Source organism: Variovorax boronicumulans, from assembly GCF_030812215.1.
GTDB classification, from domain to species: domain Bacteria; phylum Pseudomonadota; class Gammaproteobacteria; order Burkholderiales; family Burkholderiaceae_C; genus Variovorax; species Variovorax boronicumulans_C.
The window spans coordinates 38,969-58,830 of record NZ_JAUSSG010000017.1 but is presented as its reverse complement, the minus strand read 5'-3'; the positions used below and the strand labels follow the sequence as shown (position 1 = coordinate 58,830).

21 protein-coding genes are annotated in these 19,862 nt (G+C 67.9%); 13 read left to right on the top strand and 8 right to left on the bottom strand.

Going from position 1 to position 19,862, the window contains the following annotated elements; genetic code table 11:
• Window positions 1-359 precede the first annotated feature (359 nt).
• Entirely contained in the window at window positions 360-1,547 is a 1,188-nt protein-coding gene (locus J2W23_RS30580) for a lactonase family protein (RefSeq protein ID WP_176656265.1), read from the bottom strand.
• A gap of 102 nt (window positions 1,548-1,649) precedes the next feature.
• Here J2W23_RS30580 and J2W23_RS30575 point away from each other — a divergent pair, with 102 nt between their 5' ends.
• From J2W23_RS30575 to J2W23_RS30565, 3 genes are all read left to right on the top strand, one after another.
• Window positions 1,650-1,922, top strand: coding sequence for a DUF2164 domain-containing protein (locus tag J2W23_RS30575; protein ID WP_176656266.1), 273 nt, complete (start codon window positions 1,650-1,652; stop codon window positions 1,920-1,922).
• Window positions 1,923-1,991: 69 nt separating this feature from the next.
• Window positions 1,992-2,420 (top strand): hypothetical protein, encoded by a 429-nt coding sequence (locus J2W23_RS30570; protein WP_176656267.1) that lies wholly within the window; start codon window positions 1,992-1,994, stop codon window positions 2,418-2,420.
• A 90-nt stretch (window positions 2,421-2,510) separates the two neighbouring features.
• Window positions 2,511-3,308 (top strand): enoyl-CoA hydratase/isomerase family protein, encoded by a 798-nt coding sequence (locus J2W23_RS30565; protein WP_307651396.1) that lies wholly within the window; start codon window positions 2,511-2,513, stop codon window positions 3,306-3,308.
• Between the two features lie 19 nt (window positions 3,309-3,327).
• On the opposite strand, the gene J2W23_RS30560 is transcribed toward J2W23_RS30565, so the two are convergent.
• Together J2W23_RS30560 and J2W23_RS30555 are read right to left on the bottom strand one after the other, a co-directional pair.
• Entirely contained in the window at window positions 3,328-4,431 is a 1,104-nt protein-coding gene (locus J2W23_RS30560; protein WP_307651395.1) for a M14 family metallopeptidase, read from the bottom strand.
• A gap of 36 nt (window positions 4,432-4,467) precedes the next feature.
• Window positions 4,468-5,781, bottom strand: a complete 1,314-nt coding sequence (locus J2W23_RS30555; protein WP_307651394.1) for an MFS transporter — start codon at window positions 5,779-5,781, stop codon at window positions 4,468-4,470.
• Between the two features lie 144 nt (window positions 5,782-5,925).
• Here J2W23_RS30555 and J2W23_RS30550 point away from each other — a divergent pair, with 144 nt between their 5' ends.
• On the top strand, window positions 5,926-6,828 hold the full coding sequence (locus J2W23_RS30550; RefSeq protein WP_176656271.1) for a LysR substrate-binding domain-containing protein: 903 nt from the start codon (window positions 5,926-5,928) through the stop codon (window positions 6,826-6,828).
• On the opposite strand, the gene J2W23_RS30545 is transcribed toward J2W23_RS30550, so the two are convergent.
• Window positions 6,825-7,484 (bottom strand): glutathione S-transferase, encoded by a 660-nt coding sequence (locus tag J2W23_RS30545; RefSeq protein WP_307651393.1) that lies wholly within the window; start codon window positions 7,482-7,484, stop codon window positions 6,825-6,827. The two genes, J2W23_RS30550 and J2W23_RS30545, sit on opposite strands and share 4 nt — an antisense overlap.
• Before the next feature lie 68 nt (window positions 7,485-7,552).
• Between J2W23_RS30545 and J2W23_RS30540 the strand changes: the two genes are divergently transcribed.
• Window positions 7,553-8,422: a helix-turn-helix transcriptional regulator gene (locus tag J2W23_RS30540; RefSeq protein WP_307651392.1), complete on the top strand. Its 870-nt coding sequence runs from the start codon at window positions 7,553-7,555 to the stop codon at window positions 8,420-8,422.
• A gap of 42 nt (window positions 8,423-8,464) precedes the next feature.
• Complete coding sequence (locus tag J2W23_RS30535) at window positions 8,465-9,364, top strand: SDR family oxidoreductase (protein ID WP_307651391.1); 900 nt, start codon at window positions 8,465-8,467, stop codon at window positions 9,362-9,364.
• Between the two features lie 24 nt (window positions 9,365-9,388).
• Here J2W23_RS30535 and J2W23_RS30530 read toward each other — a convergent pair whose 3' ends face one another.
• Complete coding sequence (locus tag J2W23_RS30530; protein ID WP_307651390.1) at window positions 9,389-10,708, bottom strand: MBL fold metallo-hydrolase; 1,320 nt, start codon at window positions 10,706-10,708, stop codon at window positions 9,389-9,391.
• Between the two features lie 15 nt (window positions 10,709-10,723).
• Window positions 10,724-12,841, bottom strand: a complete 2,118-nt coding sequence (locus tag J2W23_RS30525; protein ID WP_307651389.1) for a S8 family serine peptidase — start codon at window positions 12,839-12,841, stop codon at window positions 10,724-10,726.
• Between the two features lie 360 nt (window positions 12,842-13,201).
• Between J2W23_RS30525 and zigA the strand changes: the two genes are divergently transcribed.
• Window positions 13,202-14,395, top strand: a complete 1,194-nt coding sequence (gene zigA, locus J2W23_RS30520) for a zinc metallochaperone GTPase ZigA (RefSeq protein WP_176656277.1) — start codon at window positions 13,202-13,204, stop codon at window positions 14,393-14,395.
• A 6-nt stretch (window positions 14,396-14,401) separates the two neighbouring features.
• Here zigA and J2W23_RS30515 read toward each other — a convergent pair whose 3' ends face one another.
• Window positions 14,402-14,878 carry a Fur family transcriptional regulator gene (locus tag J2W23_RS30515; RefSeq protein ID WP_176656278.1) on the bottom strand — a complete coding sequence of 159 codons (477 nt, stop codon included), beginning with the start codon at window positions 14,876-14,878 and terminating at the stop codon, window positions 14,402-14,404.
• A 125-nt stretch (window positions 14,879-15,003) separates the two neighbouring features.
• On the opposite strand from J2W23_RS30515, the gene J2W23_RS30510 reads away from it, so the two are divergent.
• The 4 genes from J2W23_RS30510 (at window position 15,004) to J2W23_RS30495 (ending at window position 18,387) form a co-directional block, all read left to right on the top strand.
• Window positions 15,004-15,981, top strand: coding sequence for an AraC family transcriptional regulator (locus J2W23_RS30510; RefSeq protein ID WP_307651388.1), 978 nt, complete (start codon window positions 15,004-15,006; stop codon window positions 15,979-15,981).
• Between the two features lie 81 nt (window positions 15,982-16,062).
• Window positions 16,063-16,998, top strand: a complete 936-nt coding sequence (locus J2W23_RS30505) for a tryptophan 2,3-dioxygenase (protein WP_307651387.1) — start codon at window positions 16,063-16,065, stop codon at window positions 16,996-16,998.
• An 8-nt stretch (window positions 16,999-17,006) separates the two neighbouring features.
• Window positions 17,007-18,188, top strand: coding sequence for an FAD-dependent oxidoreductase (locus J2W23_RS30500; protein ID WP_307651386.1), 1,182 nt, complete (start codon window positions 17,007-17,009; stop codon window positions 18,186-18,188).
• Window positions 18,189-18,207: 19 nt separating this feature from the next.
• The gene (locus J2W23_RS30495) at window positions 18,208-18,387 is read left to right on the top strand and encodes a hypothetical protein (RefSeq protein ID WP_307651385.1); all 180 of its coding nucleotides are present in this window, start codon (window positions 18,208-18,210) and stop codon (window positions 18,385-18,387) included.
• Here J2W23_RS30495 and J2W23_RS30490 read toward each other — a convergent pair.
• Entirely contained in the window at window positions 18,384-18,692 is a 309-nt protein-coding gene (locus tag J2W23_RS30490) for a hypothetical protein (RefSeq protein WP_176656282.1), read from the bottom strand. The two genes, J2W23_RS30495 and J2W23_RS30490, sit on opposite strands and share 4 nt — an antisense overlap.
• A 119-nt stretch (window positions 18,693-18,811) precedes the next feature.
• Between J2W23_RS30490 and J2W23_RS30485 the strand changes: the two genes are divergently transcribed.
• Both J2W23_RS30485 and J2W23_RS30480 read left to right on the top strand, forming a co-directional pair.
• Entirely contained in the window at window positions 18,812-19,474 is a 663-nt protein-coding gene (locus J2W23_RS30485; protein WP_307651384.1) for an alpha/beta hydrolase, read from the top strand.
• Window positions 19,475-19,536: 62 nt separating this feature from the next.
• On the top strand, window positions 19,537-19,848 hold the full coding sequence (locus tag J2W23_RS30480) for a putative quinol monooxygenase (protein WP_307651383.1): 312 nt from the start codon (window positions 19,537-19,539) through the stop codon (window positions 19,846-19,848).
• Window positions 19,849-19,862 lie beyond the last annotated feature (14 nt).

Below are 19,862 nucleotides of genomic sequence, written 5' to 3'. Positions count from 1 at the left end.
GTGGTTTCGACGGTTTGCTCTTCGAGGAAGGCTCGAGAAATGCCGCGCGTGGCATCGGGCAGGCGGCCGTTTCAGTGCGCCCCGAGGCGCCGCGTTCTTGCCGGATGCCCCTGCGCCGAGCGCGCTCCCCATGGGCGTCGGCGCACCCCTCCTCGACCCACGGAATCGTGCGATTCGGCCGATGAAGTTGTCAACGTAGAGGGAAGTAGCCGTCTGGCGCCGCGCAGCACGACTTTGTTTGCACGCGCGATGCTCTTGCGGTCGATCTTCAGCGGCATCGCCGATGCGGCGCGCCGATTCGAACGCGCCTGGCCCGGCTCGAAGGATGGCTGCTCATCTTCTCCCGGGGGCCGTTGGCGTCAGTGCGTCGTGGCGCCCCGCATCGCCGCCGGGTGCCCCTGCAATGCAAACGACTTCCCCGTCGGCACCAGCGTGTCGCCATCGACGCGCAGGATCGTGATGTCCTGGTCGATGAAATTCCCCACGTAGAGGTACTTGCCGTCCGCGCTCCACACCGCGCCTTCGGGCAGGCCGCGCACCACCACTTCGTTGGCGCGCGTGACCTTCTTGCCGTCGATCTTCAGCAGCACCACCGAGCCGTTGCGGTTGTAGAAGTAGGCGTTCTTCGCCGAGTTGCTGCCGCGCAGGATCACGGCGACCGCATGCTTGCCGGTCGGGCTCACGGCCAGGCCTTCGGGACCGTCGCCGACGACGACCTTGTCGATCACGCGCGGCGGCGCGGCTTCCATGTCGATCACGCTCACCGTGTCGACTTGTCCGTCCGATGCGCCCGAGTTGCCGTTGTCCGCCGTGAGCGCGAGCTTGCCGTCGGGCGTCACGTCCACGTTGTAGGGCCAGAGGCCGGCCGCGAGGTCGACCTTGTTGTAGCTGACCTTCTCGCCGTTCACCTCGAGCAGCGCGATCCTGTGGGTCGGGAACTTGGCGACCAGGGCGCGCTTGCCATCGGGCGTGAAGCGCACGTGCGCCACCGAATCGTTCATGGCCACGGTGTCGACGAGCGTCACCTTCTTGCCCGCGATGCGCAGCACGCTCACCGAGTTGTCGGCGCGGTTGGCCACCAGCGCGAGGTTGCCCGCGCGGTTGATCGACAGGCCCGAAGGCTGCTTGCCCACGGTGAGCGTGTCGATCAGCTTGGGCGGCGTGGTGGTGAGGTCGATCACGAAGAGGCGGTTGTCGGGCACTTGCTTGCGCACGCCGTTCTCTTCGATCACGTTGAGCGAGTTCGCGACCAGCGCGAGCGTTTCGCCCGGCGTGATCGCGAGATTGGTCGGCGGGCCGGCGATGGTGTTGTCCAGCTGCAGCGTGCCGACGACTTTCGGTGCGAGCGGGTCGGTGCCGATGTCGAGCACCTGCACCGTGTCGCGTCCCATGGGGGCGAGGATGACGGCGCCCGCATCGTTCCACGACTGCTTCTCGTCGTTGGCCACGATCATCAGCTGGCGCTGCGGGATGGTGGGAGTGAGGTTGGTGCAGCCCGAGAGCGCGGCCAGGGCAAGGGCAGCCGATGCGGCCGGATGAAACTTCATGGTGCGTGTCTCCGTTGTTGTATGTCGTTGTTGCGCGGGCTCTGGGGCCGCCGCGCATCGTAGCGGCACAATCGCTCGCCCCAACACCCCAGAGCAACCCGCATGACCATCGAGATTTCCAAGGAAGCGCGCCAGCAGGCGATCGCGTCGATCGAGCGCTACTTCAACGAGAACATGGAAGAGAAGATCGGCAACATCGCGGCCGGCGCGCTGCTGGGCTTCTTCCTGGAGGAGGTCGGCCCGCTCGTCTACAACAAGGCCGTGGCCGAGGTGCAGGAGCGCTTGCAGTCGCGCATCTCCGAAGTCGATCTCGAAGTGCACGAGGACGAGTTCCAGTACTGGCGCAAGTTCGACAGGCAGAAGAAGGGCAAGTAGGTCCCGGCGTAGCGCGCACGCATCGCCCGCCATTCAAAGATGCTTCTAAACGTTGCAGAATCCCAAGCCATGCAACGCCACCCCCCGACCCCCCGTTTTTCGCCTGCCTCGCTGCTGCGCCCGCTGATCGCCCTGTCGCTCGTGCTGGCCGCATCCCTCGCAGCCGCCCAGCAGGAGCCGCCCTCGGCATTCCCCCTGGATGCCGCCGGTTACCTGAACGAGGAGCTGCCGCGCATGGAGGCCGCCATCGCCGCCAGGGACCGCAGCTTCTTCCACGGCGCGATGGTCCGCACGGTGCAGTTCTCGGAGCGCTGGGGCTTCAAGGCAAAGGCCAATCCTGACCTTGCTGCGTACCCGATGTGCACCTCGGCGGTGATGGACTACGTGGTCGTCGGCATGTGCAGGCTGACCCCCGGCGACGAGGCCTGCGAGCCCGGGCTCGCGCCACGTTTCGATGCCAATGTGCGTCGCTGCCGCGAGCTGGCGGCGCAAAAATAGCCGTCCGATCTTTCAACGAAGAAGAAAGTCCTCGTCTTCGGACGCAGGGCGAAGACACTTCCTGGCCTTCGGGCGCAGGGCGGAGACACCATGGACTACACCCGCTACCAGACCCTCGCCATCACCCGTCGCGGCGCCAACGGCTCCGTGCTCGACATCCAGATGCGCGCGGCCAACGGCAAGCTGCCGACTGCCGGCCATGACGGCCACCGCGAGTTGGCAGAGATCTGGCGCGACCTCTCGGCCGACGACACGGTGCGCTGCGCGGTGCTGCGGGGCGAGGGCCTGGGTTTCTCGGGCGGCGGCGACCTCGCGCTGGTGCAGGACATGGCCACCGACGACGCCATCCGCCAGCGCGTGTGGAAAGAGGCGCGCGACCTCGTCTACAACATCATCAACTGCGACAAGCCCATCGTGAGCGCCATGCATGGCCCGGCCGTGGGCGCGGGGTTGGTGGCGGGCCTCTTGGCCGACATTTCCATTGCCGCGAAGGGCGCGAAGATCGTCGACGGCCACACGCGCCTGGGCGTGGCGGCGGGCGACCATGCGGCGATCGTCTGGCCGCTTCTGTGCGGCATGGCCAAGGCCAAGTACCACCTGCTGCTGTGCGAGCCGGTGAGCGGCGAGGAAGCCGAGCGCATCGGCCTGGTGTCGCTCGCGGTGGACGAGGCCGACCTGCTGCCGCGCGCCTACGAAGTGGCCGACCGGCTCGCCGCCGGCAGCCAGAGCGCGATCCGCTTCACCAAGTACGCGCTCAACAACTGGCTGCGCCAGGCCGGGCCGACCTTCGATGCTTCGCTGGCGCTCGAATTCATGGGCTTCGCGGGCGCCGACGTGCGGGAGGGCGTGGCCTCGCTGCGCGAGCGGCGCGCGCCGAACTTCGGCTGAAGAAGTCCGGCGTGTTGGATCAGGCCTTCTTCAGGCCTTGCAGCGTCTGCAACAGCACGACGCGCGTCTGCCCCAGCACCATGCCTTTCCACTCGTCGTTGTCGCAGTAGAACGCGTCGCGCAGGCCCTGGCGAATCTCGCGCTTCTGCGCTTCCGGCGCCTCGGGATGGCGGCGCAGCCAGGTGTCGGCGCGCAGGCGAAGCAGCACTTCCAGGTCGGGCAGCGTGCCGAACTCCAGGCCCATCGGCGCGATGCGGGCGTTCGGGCATTCGTCGTATGCGGTCGAGATGACCGGGCCTGACACGTCGGCCGATGCCGAGTCGCCGGCGAAGGGCGCAAACACGTCGGCGCCCCACCAGGCATGCGCCAACGCAAGGTCTTCGGGCGTGTTGCGGCCCGGGTAGATCTTCTCGCCGTGGCCGTAGGGGCCGAGGCCCGTGTGCACGTCGATCCAGCCGAGGTGGGTGGCCGATGCCGCGTACTTGCGCAGGATCGCGCGAATGGTCCTGTTGCTCCAGGACGGCGCGGTGCCGCCGTAGAACAGACCATCGGGCGAGGTGTACTGGCCCTTGGTCACGGCCGTGCGGAAGGCGGTCATGCCGTGCTTGGCTATATAGGCGCCCACGGCCGCGTCGTCGGCGGGTGTCGGCGGCCAGGTGGCTGGCAGCACCAGCGGCTCGACCTCGGCATAGCCGGCGTTCACCGGCAGCGGCGCGTTGAAGTCGATGTGGTTGCGGTTCAGGTCGATGTTGTCTTCGTTCGTGCGGTGCAGGTGCGAAAACCCGTGCGGGTTGACCGCATGCACCAGCAGCAGCGTCACGCCGGCCTGTTCGAGCCGCGCGAGCAGGTCGGTGTCGTGCAGCGTCGCGACCTGCGCGCCGGAGCCGCAGAAGCCTTCGGGGCCGTGCGTGCCGGAGGTGACGAGCAGGATCTTCTTCGCGTCCTTCGCGCCGATCAGCGCCACGTCGGTGGCGAGTTCTTCGCCGAGCGCGCCGCGGTGCGCGGGATGCACGAAGGATTCGATGGCCGCGCCGCGCTGGGCCGCGGCGTCGAGGAACTTGGCGCGGGCTTCGACATACGTGCCGGAGAAGTGGCGTGTGGCGGCTGTGGGTTGTGTTTGCATGAGTGGGCTCCTGTACGGAAATCGTGGGAAGTTTTTTCAGGCCCGTGCGTGGGCATCCGCGGCGTCGATGTCGCGGCCGGTGTGATCGCGCAGCCAGACGAGGCCGAGCAGCGAGACCACCGTCATCGCGACGAGATACCAGGCCGGCGCGAGCTTGCTGCCGGTGGCGTTGACCAGCCAGGTGCTGATGAACGGCGCGAAGCCGCCGAAGAGGGCCACGCCCACGCTGTAGACCAGCGACATGCCGCTCGCGCGCACGCGCTTGGGAAACATCTCCGGCAGCATCGTGATGCCCGGCACCGTCTGCACCACGAGGCCGATGCTCAGCACGCCGAGCACGGTGAACAGCACCACGGGCGTGGGCGAGGCGTTGAGCCACAGGAAGCCGGGGTAGATCAGGATCGCCATCACGACGCGGCTCCAGAAGATGAGCGGCTTGCGCCCCACGATGTCCGACAGCTTGCCCACGAACGGCGCGAACGCGAACGAGATCAGCCCCGTGAGCGCCGCGCCGAACAGCGCCACCGAGGGCGTGAGGCCGAGTTCGCGCACGGCGTACGTGGGCATGTAGAAGGTCACGACATACGCGGCCGTGGTGCCGCCGACGATGGCGAGGATGGCGGCCAGCACCGTCTTGCCGTGCTGCGTGCAGACGATCTTCAGGCTGCTCTCGCGCGGCGCGGCGGCCTGCTCGGGCGAGATGTGCAGCGATTCTTCGAGATGGCGGCGGATGTACATGCCCACCGGCGCGATCAGCATGCCGATGATGAACGGCACGCGCCAGCCCCAGCTCTGCATCGCCTCGGGCGTGAGCGAGAAGGTGAGGCCGCCCACCACCACGGCGCCGAGCATCACGCCCAGGCCCTGGCTCGCGAACTGCCAGCTCGCCATGTAGCCGCGGTTGGCGGGCGTGGCGTGCTCCACCAGCAGCGTGGTCGATGCGCCCACTTCGCCGCCGGCCGAGAAGCCCTGGATGAGCCGCGCCAGCACGATGACGATGGGCGCCGCGACGCCGATGGCCGCGTAGGTGGGCGTGAAGGCGATGAGCGCGCAGCCCAGCGCCATCAGGAAGATGGTGAGCGTCATGGCCTTCTTGCGGCCCGCGCGGTCGGCATACGCGCCGATCACGATGCCGCCCAGCGGCCGCATGATGAAACCGACGCCGAAGCTGGCCACCGTCAGCAAGAGCTGGCCGTATGAATTGAAGGTGGGAAAGAAGAGCTTGCCGATCACGAGCGCAAGGAACCCATACACCGTGAAGTCGAAGAACTCGAGCCCGTTGCCGATGGTGGTGGCCACGATGGTCTGCCGCCTGCGGGCGGACGAGGGCTGCGTGCTTGGGATGCTCATGTCTCTCCAGTTGTGCTTTGGTGTGTGATCTGGTTGGAAGGTCGTTCGACCGCGGCGGATGCTAGAGACTTGGTGCTGTCATGAAAAGACAATAATTGGGCGATAACGATAACTTTTGGTTGTCATAACCCGGTGCCTTGAGCGATGAAGCCCAATCAGTTGCACGCCTTCGTGGCGGTGGTCGAGCAGATGAGCATCCGCGCCGCCGCGCGCGTCCTGGGGCTTTCGCAGCCGGCAGTGACCAAGATCGTGCGCGAGCTCGAGCGCGAGGTGGGCGCGCCACTGGTGGAGCGCAGCGTCAAGGGCGTGCGCCTCACCGAGTTCGGCAAGGCCTTCGCGCCGCGCGCGCGGCTGCTGCTGGCCGACATGGCGCGCGCCCGCGACGAGATCGCGCAGATTCGCGACGGCGCGACCGGCTCGGTGTCGATGGCGGTGAGCGCCTCGTTCGCGCTCACCGTGCTGCCCGCGGCCTTCAAGGATTTCCACATGCGCCTGCCCGCGGTCGATGTGCAGTTCAGCGAGGCGGTGCTGCCCTGGATGCTCGCGCGGCTGCGCGACGGGTTTCTCGATTTCGCGGTGGCCCACGTGGTGCCCGGCACGCTCGATGCGCAGTTCGAGGCGCTGGAGCTGTTCCCGGTGCGGCTGGTGGTGGGCCTGCGCGAGCGCCACCCGCTGCGGGATGCGCGGTCGCTGCACGACCTGTACGCCGGCGAATGGATCCTCCCGGGCGACGACCACCGCGGGCGCGAGGCTGTCTCGCCGCTCTTCACGCCGTTGGGCCTGCCGCCGCCGGCCCGCATCATCCAGGGGCAGTCGGTCACGGTGGCGCTCGGGCTCGTGGGTCACATGGACCTGATCGGCCTCTTCGTCGAGCCGCTGGTCAAGCTGACGTTCAAGCGGCACGGCATCCGGCGCATCGACGTGGTGGAAACGCTCCCCACGCTGAACGTGTGCGTGGTGCGGCGGCGAGGGCAGCGGTCGACGCCGGCGGCGCAGCATTTCATCGAATGCATCCAGCGCGCTTCGGCGGCTGCGATGGGCGTCTAGGGCGCGGGAAAGTCGATGCCCCGTTCCCCCGCCTTCCACGGCGCGTACTTGAACATGGCGCGGGCGAACAGATCCGAGGCGGTCCACGCGGACAGCCAGGCGTGCAGGCGCGGCCAGGGCTGCGCATCGAACCATGCGGCATCGACCATCGCGAACTGGCGCACGAAGGGCATGAGGGCGGCATCGGCCAAAGTCGCGTGCGCGCCGGCCAGATGAGGTGACACCGAGAGCCGGGCTTCGAGATCGCGCAGGAACGCTGCACCGCGCTCGCGCGCCGCATGTTCCGCGTCGTCGAATCGGCTGGGGTACTTGTAGCGGTCGAGCTGCGGCTTGAAGTCGCCATCGCAGGTGGCCACCAGCGCGAGCAGTTCGTCGAGCGTGCCGGCTTCGGGTTGCAGCCAGCGCTGCGGATCGTTGCGCCGCAGGGCCCACCGCATGATGTCCAGGCTCTGCTCGATCACCGTGCCGTCGGCCATCGCCAGCACGGGCACCGTGCCCTTGGGCGATGCGGCCAGCATCTCGGCGGGCTTGTCGCGCAGCACGACCTCGCGCAGCTCGCAGCGCGTGCCGCTCGCGATCAACGCAAGCCGGGCGCGCATTGCATAGGGGCAGCGGCGGAACGAATAGAGAACGGGGAGGGCGGTGGCGGAAGACATGCGAGCGGACGATTTTCCGCCAGCGCGGCCGACTCGCGCCCGGCCGGGTTTTTCAACACAATCGGCCGATGGGCGAACGCCTCTTCCTTCGACTGGACGACGACCCGCTGCACGGGCCGGAATCGGGTGTGCCCGCCGGAACGCTGCGCGCGATGCCGGTGCGCGCGGCGTTGCAGGCGCATGTCTCCCACATCCTGCTGTACCGCGAGACCTTCGCCGCGGGGCACGAGGTGCATGAACGCGTGCTGCCCGATGGCGCGGTGCGCCTGGTCTTCAACCTCGGCAATGCGCCTTCCGCGGGCGATGGGGCCGGGCTGCCGGTGGAGGCGATCGGCGCCGCTGCCGCGCCGGTCGTGGTGCGCATGCGCGACACCGTGGAGGGCATCTCCGTCACGCTGCGGCCCGGCGCGGCGGCCGTGCTGCTGGGCCTGCCGGCCGGCGAGATTGCGGGCCGGGCCATTCACCTGGACGAACTCTGGCAGGGCGGTGCGGCCGAACTGCTGGCGCGCATGGCCGAGGCACCCGACGATGCCGCGCGGGCGACATTGCTCCAGTCCGCGCTCGAGCGCCGGCTGCGCGATGGCGGCGGTGCCGTTCACGCCGCCGCGACGCGCGCGGCCCGCCTCATCGCCGAATCGGGCGGCCGGAAACCTCTGCGCGATGTGGCTGCGGCCGTCGGTGTCGGCGAGCGGCGGCTGCAGCAGCTCTTTCATGCGCACGTCGGGCTGTCGCCGCGTGCCTGGGCGCGGCTCGCGCGGCTGCACGACTGCTTGCGCGCGCTGCGGCTGCAGTCCGCGCCCGCCTGGGCCGACGTCGCGGTCGAGAGCGGTTTCTACGACCAGTCGCACCTGGTCAACGAATTCCGCGCGCTCTGCGGCGTCACGCCGACCGAGTTCATGGGGCACGCGATTTCGGGTTCTTCCAAGACGCCTGGCTGAGGGCGCACTATCTTCGTCGGCGTTCGAACCAAGGAGCACTGGATGACGCAGAACGAGAACACGAACCGCCCGCTGAAGGACTGCATCGCGGTGGTCACGGGCGCCAGCCGCGGCGCGGGGCGCGGCATCGCGATGGAGCTGGGCGCGGCCGGCGCCACGGTGTACGTCACCGGCCGCAGCACGCGCGCGCAACCCGCGGACACCTACGGCCAGTTGCTGGCGTTGTCGGACTTGCCGGCCGTTCCCGGCAGCATCGACGACACCGCCGACGAGGTCACGCGCATGGGCGGACGCGGCATCGCCGTGCGCTGCGACCACACCCATGAAGACGATGTGAAGGCGCTCTTCGCGCAGGTCGAGCGCGAGGCCGGCCGCATCGACCTGCTCGTGAACAACGCATGGGGTGGCCACGAGACCTTCACCGGCGTGTTCGATGCGCCTTTCTGGGAACACCCGCTCGCGAACTGGGATTCGATGTTCGACCGCGGCGTGCGCAACCACCTCGTGGCCAGCCGCTCGGCCGCGCCGTTGATGGTGCGCCAGAAGCACGGACTGATCGTGACCACCACCTTCTGGGACCGCGGCCGCTACATGAAGGGCAATCTCTTCTACGACCTGGCAAAAGCCTCGATGACGCGGCTGGCCTTCGGCATGGCCGAGGAGCTCAAGCCGCATGGCGTGGCATCGGTCGCCGTGTCGCCGGGCTGGATGCGCACCGAATTCGTGCTGGCCGGCCACAAGACCGACGAGGCGCACTGGCGGGAGCGGCCGGCGCTTGCGAGCACCGAGTCGCCGCGCTACCTGGGGCGTGCGGTGGCGGCGCTGGCGGGCGACCCGCAGGTGATGGCGAGAACCGGGGAGGTGCTGCGCGTGGCCGATCTGGCGAAGGCGTACGGCTTCACCGACATCGACGGAAGGCAGGTGAAGGCCTTCGAGATGTAGAGCGCCGGCACCTTGGCATGCGCGCTAGGGCGCGATGGTCATGCAGGGGGTGTCGCTGAACTCGAAGCTGAACACGCCTGCATGCTGGGCGGCCTTGCGTTGGGCCCATTTTTCGACGGCTTTCATGTGGTCCCGCTTGGCGCTGGGCGTCTGCAGGGCCGGTGACGTGCTGAACCAGAACTTGAACGAACGCCCCGCGGCTTCGGGGGCCACCGCCCGCTTGCCCGCGGGATCGACCCGCGCCGCGAGCATCTCTTCCAGGACTTCGATCTCCGGGTTCGTGTTGGAGCCGTCGCCGCAGAAGATGTAGTGGTCGGCCGATACCTTGCGGGTGAAATCGGAAGAGACGTTGTGCTCGGACCCATGGTGCGGATACTTCAGCACCGTGAGGTGGATGCCGCCGCTTTCGCCCAGATGGCCGCCGCTCTTCAGGCCCGCAAGAATCATGTCGGGGTGGTTGTCGCCGGTCAGCAGCAGCGTCTTTTCGTCCTCCTCCACGAGCAGCACGGTGGAGGCCACGTTGGGCGCCGTCACGTTCTTGTAGGCCGCGACGCCCTCCCATTCGTGCAGGTCGATCGGGTTGAGGCCATGGGCCCCGGCGCTGGCCTCGAGCTGGCCGGCGTAGAGGTCGCGGACCTCGCGGGCGGTCTGGCGGTTCTTCTTGTCGCGCAGCCAGTGGTCCCAGCCTTTTCGCAAGGCCCTGAGCTCCTTGGGCGTCGGGCACAGGATGCTGACCGTCAGTCCTCCGATGGTCTCGGCCGCCTGGTCCGGGCGCGCCATCAGCAGCTTGCCCGAATGATCCGGCGTGGCTTCCAGGGCGTTGAGCGCAATGTCCAGCCGCTCCGGCTTGATGAGGCGCGACACCGTGAGCGCTTCTTTCACCGAGGTCGCGATCTGCGCGTACTCGTGGCCCAGGTGCACCAGGTCCGGCACCTGGCTGGCCTGCAGCATGGGGGCGCTGGCGGCCAGCAGTTCCTCGATGTCGCCGACGTTGTCCGTGATCAGGTCCCGGAACGCGTTGTGCCAGATGCGATGAATCTCGGGCGTCCGGGGCAACTGCGGCTCGGACGACGGGTCGCCCGCCTCTTGGTGGAAGTCGAACACCTTCCACTGCATCATCAGGTCCAGCAGGACGGCGATACCCCCGATGTGGTCGCTGTCGATGTGCGAGATGTAGGCGAGGTCGATCGCCTTGCCCGCCTCCCGCCACGTGCCGAGTTCGGTGGCGATGTTCCTGCGCATGGCCGTCGGCGTGCCGCCGTCGCACAGGATGCGGTGCGCTTCGGCCGCGTCCTCGACCATGAGGCAGTCACCCTGCTCGGACTGGAAAACATGGATCTTCATGGCGTGTTCCTCCCTTCACCTGCGTTCGTCTCGTTGGTCGAACACCAGCGCTTCGAGGATGGCGGCCTCGGCGTCGATCACCCCGAATCCCGCATCGTTGCGCCATTCGTAGCCGTGCGAAGGCAGGGGCTTGGCCGTGCGCTTGAGGATGCCCTGGCATTGCGAGGCGTTCAGCGTCGGCTTGGCGGCGAGCATCAGCCCCACCACGCCGCAGACGTAGGGGCTCGCCATGCTGGTGCCCGTCATGCGGACCCAGAGCTCGTCGTCGCCGAACCCATTGGCCGCCACGATGTCGGTGCCCGGCGCCGCGATGTCCGGCTTGCTGCGGCCCTCGCGGGTCGGCCCCTGGCTGCTGGAAACGTTGATGCGCCCCGCCGCCGCGTCGACATTCGCCACCCCCAGCACGCGATGCGCGCAGGCGAGCGAGCCGATCGAGTGCGAGTCGACGTTGCTCGTCCTGGAGAAGAACGAGGGAAAGCGGAAGGCGCGCAGGTTTTCTCGGCGGTCCAGCTCCATCGGATCGTCCCGCTCGATCCAGGCGTGGAAGTGGCCCGAGCGGATCTCGTCGCCGTGCAGCCGGATCTTCCAGACGCCGGGCGCCACCGGCGCGAACGTGTCGGGATTCAGGTTGGGAGACAGGTACAGGGCGATGTAGTTGTCGCCGTTGACCGGGTGGTACAGCTCGTTGTAGATCGACAGGACAGTCCCGTTCTCCAGGCGCTTGTTCTCGACGAACTGCCGCGGGCCGGCCGTGATCCACGTCGTGGCGCCCGGCGGCTGTACGGCGATGGTGAAGCGGTCTTGCGGGCTGTACCAGATCTCCAGCTCGTTTTCGGAGACGTCGGCGATGCCGTCGCCCACCACGACCCACTCGAGGTCCGTGCTCAGGCCGCGCGACTTCACCTGGCCCATGGTGTGGATGCGCCCCATGACCCACCCCAGGTCGTCGGGCGTCGCCCCGGCCTCCTGGCCCGCATTTCCGGCGGCGATGCTGATCGCGCGCCCCGGCGTGCTCAGCGACGAATCGACCCAGCGGCACGGCCCGTTGGAGCCGTCGTGCGGGCCGCCGTTGGTGCCCAGGCTGATGTTGATGGACACCGGCAGGCCGAGCCGCGTGCCCTGCGCATAGAGGTATTCGATGGCGTCGACGATGCGGGAAGAGTCGCTGAAGGTCCAGCGCCTTTCCTCGCGCTCGTCCGCTGGCATCGGCAGGGAGATCGATACGCCGGCGATCTTCGCGCCGGGGCAGACGCCGTGGCGTCCCGCCGCGATGCTGGCGACGTGCGTGCCGTGCGACCCCGGCATCCGCTGCGACTGGCGCTCCAGATCGACCGCGGGAATTCCTCCGGAACGCCCTGCGGCCACGGCGGCACGCAGCCTCTGCTCGGTGAACTCCGCGCCGTACCGGTAGGGGTGGGGTGGGGCGCGGAAGTCGCCGCCCTGGTCCCAGATCGCCACGAAGCGCGTGTTGCCGTCGTCGTCCAGGAAATCGGGATGGGCGAAGTCGAAACCCTGCACATCGATGATGCCGATCAGCACCCCTTCGCCGGTCTGGCGCTTGCCGGCCACCTGGACGGTTCGCGGCGTGGGCCTGGCGCCCTTGGCAGCCACGGCCAGCGGAAGCGAGAAGCTCAGCGATTCGGCCGAATGCACGAACGTGACACCCGGAATGGCCGAGATGGCCGGCAGCGACTCCACCGGGACGGTGGCCGAGATGAAGTTGCGCCGCGGGAGCACCTGCCGCGAGACCTCGGCAGGCAGCACCGCATGCCGCACGATCTCTTCGATCGCACCCGCGACGGTGTCGGCCGCATTGGGCGTGCCGGGCTCCGCATTGACCGTCTCGACGAACACGTTGACATAGGCTTCGCTCGCGAGCCCGGTCTCGGTGAGCTTCGGACGCCGTGGCGGGCGCGCTCGCACGGGAACGGTGTCGCCCGCCGATTCGCCGCATGCAAAGCTCTCGCAGGCCTGCAGCGTTCGCATGGCGTCGGTGCCGAGGGACGACGCATCCAGGACCATCCCGCTGGCAATGCGGGCGGAGAACAGGGCGCCGGTCGCATTGACCGGATCGCTGCGGTTCTTCAGGAGGCGCAGGCGCGGATGCAGTTTGCGCTCGTCGTTGGAAGTCATGAAACTCTCCTCGCAACGGATGGCTCGATCGCTTGCCGTCCCTGATTCTGTTGTGCTTGTGTGACAGGCTTTTGAGTTGCACATTGTCACGAAAAGCGGACGTCTTGCCTCCCTTGTTTGTAGGAGGCGGTGCGTTTCCCGGCGGCAGTCCCCGCGCGAAACGGGGTGCCCGGTGTGGCGGAAATCCTCCCCCGGACCCGGACCGCAGGCGGAGGGGTGATTTCCAGCGATGGCGAATTGCCCGAGGACTGGCACACCATCCGGGCTTCCGATGTCTTCGGCCCCTGGGGCGCCTGAATCGCAACCTTGTTGCGATTGGTCAATATAATGCAATTCTGTTGCACATATAGCGTACGCCCCATGACCTCACGCCTCCCCGTCACCGTCCTGTCCGGCTTCCTAGGCGCCGGCAAGACCACCTTGCTCAATCACATCCTGCACAACCGCGAGGGGCGCCGCGTGGCGGTCATCGTCAACGACATGAGCGAGGTCAACATCGACGCGGCGCTCGTGCGCGACGGCGGCGCGCAGCTCTCGCGCACCGACGAGAAGCTGGTGGAGATGAGCAACGGCTGCATCTGCTGCACGCTGCGCGAAGACCTGCTGATCGAGGTGAACCGCCTCGCGAAGGAGGGCCGCTTCGACCAGCTGGTGATCGAGTCCACCGGCATCTCCGAGCCGCTGCCCGTGGCCGAGACCTTCACCTTCGCGGGCGAGGACGGCAAGAGCCTGGCCGACGTGGCGCGGCTGGACACCATGGTGACGGTGGTCGATGCCTTCAACTTCCTGCGCGACTACGGCTCGCCCGACAGCCTGGGCCAGCGCGGCCAGTCGCTCGGCGACGAAGACACGCGCACGGTGGTCGATCTCCTGATCGAGCAGATCGAGTTCTGCGACGTGCTGGTGGTCAACAAGACCGACCTCGTCACGGCCGAGGAGCGCGAGCGGCTGATGGCGATATTGCGGAGCTTGAATCCGCGTGCGCGCATCGAGGTGTCGGAGTTCGGCCGCGTCGCGCTAGACCGCGTGCTCGACACCGGCCTCTTCGATTTCGAGCAGGCGGAGCAGGCGCCGGGCTGGCTCGCCGAGCTGCGCGGCGAGCATGTGCCCGAGAGCGAGGAATACGGCATTCGCAGCTTTGTCTATCGCTCGCGCCTGCCGTTTCATCCGAAGCGCTTCTGGGACCTGGTGCAAAGCGAGTGGGAGGGCGTGGTGCGCTCCAAGGGATTCTTCTGGCTCGCGAGCCGCCCCACGCGTGCCGGTTCGTGGTCGCAGGCCGGCGGCGCCTGCCGCTACGGCGCTGCGGGCTTCTGGTGGGCGGCGGTGCCGCGCGAGCATTGGCCGACCGACCTCGACGCGCTGGAGTTGATCACCAACAACTGGGACCCCGCCACGGGCGATGCGCGGCAGGAACTGGTGCTGATTGGCATCGGCATGGACGAGGCGGCATTGCGTGCGCGGCTGGATGCCTGCCTGCTCACCGAAAGCGAAATGCGCTTCGGCCCTTCGTGGTGGCAGAACCTGCCCGATCCGTTCCCGTCCTGGAACGTCTGAACAGGTCTATCGCGAGCAGTCGCCGCAGGTGCCGTGCAAGGTGAGCGCGGTGTGGCGGGTGTCGATGCCTTGCTTGCGCAGCGCCCGCCCGAGCCGGCCCATCACCTTGGGCAGTTCGGGGTCCGACGGCAACGCCAGCACCTTGTGGCACTGGTCGCATTCGAAGGTGTTGCCCGATGCCGCCTCGACGTGCCATGCGAAGCGGTTGACCCGGTCGGCGCCCACGCGGCGATCGCACAGGCCCGCTTCGACGAGGCGGTCGAGCACGCGGTAGATGGTCACGCGGTCGGGGGCTTCGCCCGTGGCGGTGGTGTAGGCCGCGGCCACTTCTTCGTGCGTCAGGGGTTGGGAGGTGTGCCGGAGCAGCTCCAGCACCGTCTGGGCGGCGCGTGTCACGCGCAGGCCGCTTTCGCGCAACAGGGTTTCGCTGTCGAAGGCAGCGGCGGCGAGCGGGGGCTTCGGGTGCGGGGTCGGGGTCTTCATGGGAAACGCCATTGTGTTGCATCCCCGGGCCGCTTGTGTAAAGCAACGAAAAATCGCCTGCAATCCGCCCGGTTGCCATGCCAGATAATCGCCGGCATTCCAGATCACCGGGCGACACGAACAGCATGGACACAGAGCGGGGCGGCGACGTACTCAGCCATGTGCTTGCGACGTACAAGTCCGAACGCGCGGTCACCGCACGCTTCTCGCTTTCCGCGCCGTGGGCACTGCATTCGACCGGCGTCGATGGCCCGCTGATCCGCATGTGCACCGGCGCGCCGTACTGGATTGCGGTGGACGGCGCAGAGCCGGTGGCCGTGGCGCCGCACGACATCGCGATGCTGCCGCAGGGCGGCGCGCACACCGTGTCCTCCGCGCCGGGGCTGGAGGCCGAACCCTTTCGCGACCTGATCACCGCCCACTCGGTCGGCCGGCATGGCGATCATCCGATCGTGTTCTCGCACGGCGGGGGCGGCGCGGCGACCGAGCTGTTCTCGCTGCACCTGTGGATGCCCGCCGAGGGCCTGGGCTCCATCATGGCCAGCCTGCCGCCGCTGATCGTGCTGCGGCGGGCGCAGATTCCCACCACCGCGTCGCTCGCGCAGGCGATGGAGTCGCTGGTGAACGAAACCATCGCGCAGCGGCCGGGCTGGCAGCTCTCGGCGGCGCGCATGGCCGACCTGCTGCTGGTGCACATCCTCTGCGAGCACCTGTATGCCCAGCCCCCGGCCGACCATGCGCAGCAGGCCGGCCAGCTGCGCGGCCTCGACGACGAAAGCATCGCCCGCGCGATGTCGCTGATGCACGAGCGGCCCGAGCACCCGTGGTCGGTGGCCACGCTGGCGCAGGCCAGCTATCTGTCGCGCACCATCTTCAGCGAGCGCTTTCGCGCGCTGGTGGGCGTGACGCCGATGCATTACCTCGGCTCCTACCGCATGACGCTGGCGGCCGAGAAGCTCAAGAACCGGCAACTGAGCCTGCACCAGGTGGCCGAGGCGGTGGGCTATGCCTCGGAAAAGGCGTTCTCGCGCGCCTTCCAGCGCTGGACGGGCATGACGCCCAGCGCCTACGCGCGGCGGCACGGCAGCCCCGAATCCAACTGATCAACGTGCACCGGACGATCGGTGCCCAAATCCGGCGTGCCGGAGGTTGAGGCGGCCGCAGGCGCGCCGAACAATCGGCGCATGCCCATCCAACGCCACCGAGTCATTCCCGAAGTGCGCAATCCGGCGCTCGAAAACTCCCTCGTCAAGTCGATCGCGTCCGGCGACAACCAGCAACGCGAAGCCACGGTGAAGAACACCGACGGCGAGCCGCTGCTCCAGTTCGAAGGCCGCAGCAACCCGTACCTTGAGCATCAGCGCAACGACCTGCTGCTGAGCATCCAGCACATGCGCAGCGAAGGCCACGACGAGATGGTCTTCATGTGCATCACGCACTGCAAGGAACTGACCTTCAAGGCCATCCACTACGAGCTGGTCAACATGCAGGCGCGCATCCGCGCCGACGACGTGGCCGGCGCGCTGCAGCTGGTGCCGCGGGTGCGCGCGCTGCTGGAGTTCCTGGGCAAGACCTGGGACGTGCTCTCCACCATCACGCCGCACGAATTCAACCAGTTCCGCAACACGCTGGGCATCGCCTCGGGGCAGCAGTCGTACATGTACCGGCATGTGGAGTTCGTCCTGGGCAACAAGTCGGTGCCGCTCGCGCGCGCGCATGCGAACAATCCCGACGTGTGGCCCTATATGGAGCGCGCGCTGAATTCGCCGAGCCTCTACGACGATGTGCTCGCGCTGCTGCACCGCCGGGACATCGCGGTGCCGCCCGAGGCCTTGTCGCGCGACTGGTCGGCACCCTATGCGGTGAACCCGGGCGTCGAGGCCGCGTGGCTCTGGGTGTACGGCGATCCGACGCCGGAGAACGATCTCTACCGGCTCGGCGAAGCGCTGATGGACATTGCCGACGTGTTCTCGCAATACCGCTGGCGGCACTTCGTGTCGGTCGAGCGCATCCTCGGCTTCAAGCCGGGCACGGGCGGCTCTGCCGGCGTGGGGTGGCTGCGCAGCGTGGTGGATCACCGGTTCTTTCCGGAGCTGTGGTCCGTGCGCACGCAACTCTGAGGCTGCCCATGACCGCAACAACAACACATCACAAGATACTGATCGTCGGCGCCGGCATCGCGGGCTGCTCGGCCGCCATCGCGCTGGCCGCCAAGGGCATGCGGGTCACGCTGGTCGAGAAGCAGGCCGAATGGCGCTTCCAGAGTTCGGGCATCTTCATCTACAGCAATGGGTTGGAGGCGCTGCGCAGCGTCGGCGTGCTGCCGCAGATCCTCGATGCGGGCTTCGGCATCGCGGATGGGCGCAATGTCTACCTCGACCACCTTGGCGCGCCTATCGTCGATGTGTTCTATCCGCGCTCGCAAGGTGGCGCGGCGCCGATCCTGGGCATCAAGCGCGCGGAGATGCACCGCATCCTCGCGGGCCGGCTCGATGCGCTCGGCGTCGATATCCGGCTGGCGACGACGGTGGAAAAGATCCATTCGCCAAGCGGCAGCGATCACGCGGAGGTCTCGCTGTCCGACGGATCGACGCGGCGTTTCGATCTCGTCGTCGGCGCCGACGGCATCCGCTCGCAGGTTCGCGAGGCCGTGTGCGGACCCGTGATGCCGCGCTACACCGGCTTCGGCGTGTGGCGCAGCGTGCACGAGCGGCCGCGCACGCTCGACGCCAAGATCATGATGATGGGCATCGGCAAGCGGCTCGGGATCATGCCGATCAGCGACGACAGGCTCTACATCTTCGGCACGGTGAGCGAGCCTGCGGACCGCTGGTATCCGCGGGAGCAATGGCCCGCGCTGATGCGCGAGCGGTTCGCGGAATTCGGCGGGCCGGCGCGGCGGTTTCTCGACGAGCTCTCGGCGAATTCGGAAGTGCTCTATACCGCCGTCGAGGAGGTGCAGGCGCCGCTGCCCTGGCACGCGGGCCGCGTGCTGCTGATCGGCGATGCGGCGCACGCCTCGACGCCGTTCATGGGGCAGGGCGGCGCGATGGCCGTGGAAGACGCGGTGGTGCTGGCCCGGATGCTCGCGGCGAACGGCATCAACGAAGATACCCTGAAAGCCTTCGGCGAGCGCCGCTACCCCATGTGCCGCTTCGTGCAGGACGCCTCGCGCAAGGTCGGCGAAGCGGGCGCGATGGAAGATGCCGTGAGCTGCGCGCGCCGCAACGCGGCGATGCAGGACACGGCACAGCAACAGGTCGATGGCTTCTATCGCGAACTCGATGCGCTGCGTGCAATGCCGGCTTGAAGCGCGTGCTCATGCCCGGATGCAGCTGAATGCCCGGCGCATCGTGCCGACGCCTGCTGCCCGCGCCGATCTCGCGTTGCAGGGCATCGAGGCCACGGGCTTTCCGCAGCGGCAGTTCCGGCAGCAGGTGTCGGCCGAGTACGAGCGCCATGCGCAGATCGTGAAGGCGACCGGCATCAAGGCCGAACCAGCCGGCTAGCGAATCGAGCGGGCCAGCGCCTTGGCGAAATCCGCGACATCGTCGTCGCGGCACGCCTCGGCCGCCATCGGCGCATGCCCGCCCGCCACGGCGACCAGCGCCATCGCCTTCTTGGGGCACAGGCCCAGGCAGGTCGATTGCACGACGCGCAGGCGCCCCGGCACATGCACCAGATCGCGCTTGAGTTCCTTGCGGACCTGTTTCGCCTTGAGTTTCGTGGGGCCGTCGCTGCGCTCTTCGCAATCGCCGCAGACCAGCACCACGCCGGACAGCTTGATCTCGACCAGGGGAGGGGAATGGCTCACGCGCTTCTTTCCTTTTGTTTCAGCCCATCTTGGGCGCGAAGGCACGCTGCGCAAGTCAGCCGACCGCCCGAATGCGCTAAGGTGAGGCCATCCGAATCCTTGAATACCTTTGCCCGACCATGTCCCGCCTTCCCATCGAAATCGAAACCGCCCCGAACCCCACCGCCTCCGTGATCCTGATGCACGGCCTGGGCGCCGACGGCAACGACTTCGTGCCGATTGCAAGCGAGCTGGACCTTTCCGAGGTTGGACCGGTGCGCTTCGTGTTCCCCAACGCGCCGGTGATTCCGGTCACCCTGAACAACGGCTACCAGATGCCGGCCTGGTTCGACATTGCCGGCCCCGATTTCAATGTGCAGGAAGACGCCGCGGGCCTGCGCCGCTCGCAGGCCACCATCGAGGCGCTGATCGCCAACGAAAAGGCCCGGGGCATTCCCGCCAACCGCATCGTGGTGGCCGGCTTCTCGCAGGGCTGCGCGATGGCGCTGCTGACCGGGCTGCGCCATACCGAGCGCCTGGCCGGCATCGTCGGCCTTTCGGGCTGGCTGCCGCTGGCGGCCAGCACCGCGGCCGAGCGCCATGCGGCCAACCACGAGACGCCCGTGTTCCTCGGCCATGGCCGGCAGGACCCGATGGTGCCCTTGGCAAGGGCCACGCAGTCGCGTGACGCGCTCATCGCCTTGGGCTATACCGTCGAGTGGCACGACTACGCGATGGCGCACTCGGTCTGCATGGAAGAAATCGACGACCTGAATGCTTTCCTGCTGCGCGTGCTCGGCTGAAGAACAGGCCGCTTTGGCAAGCCACGCGACAGACGGAGAAGGAAAAGAGAAGGAGACAGCCCATGATCCTCGTCATCGGACACGCCCTCGCCAAGCCCGACACCCTGCAGGCGATGCTGGCCATCAGCGTGGAGCACGTGCTGCGCTCGCGCGCCGAGCCCGGTTGCATCTCGCACGAAGTGACGACCGACGTGCAAGACCCGCTGCGCCTGACCTTCGTGGAGCGCTGGAGCGACATGCCCGCACTTCAGGCGCACTTTGGCGTCGATGCCTCGCGCGCCTTCGGCAAGGCGCTGGCCGCCATGGCCGACGGCACGCCGGAGATCCACGTCTACCAGTCGGACGAGATAGACCTGCGGGCCGGCCACACCTGACCCGAATTTTTCTC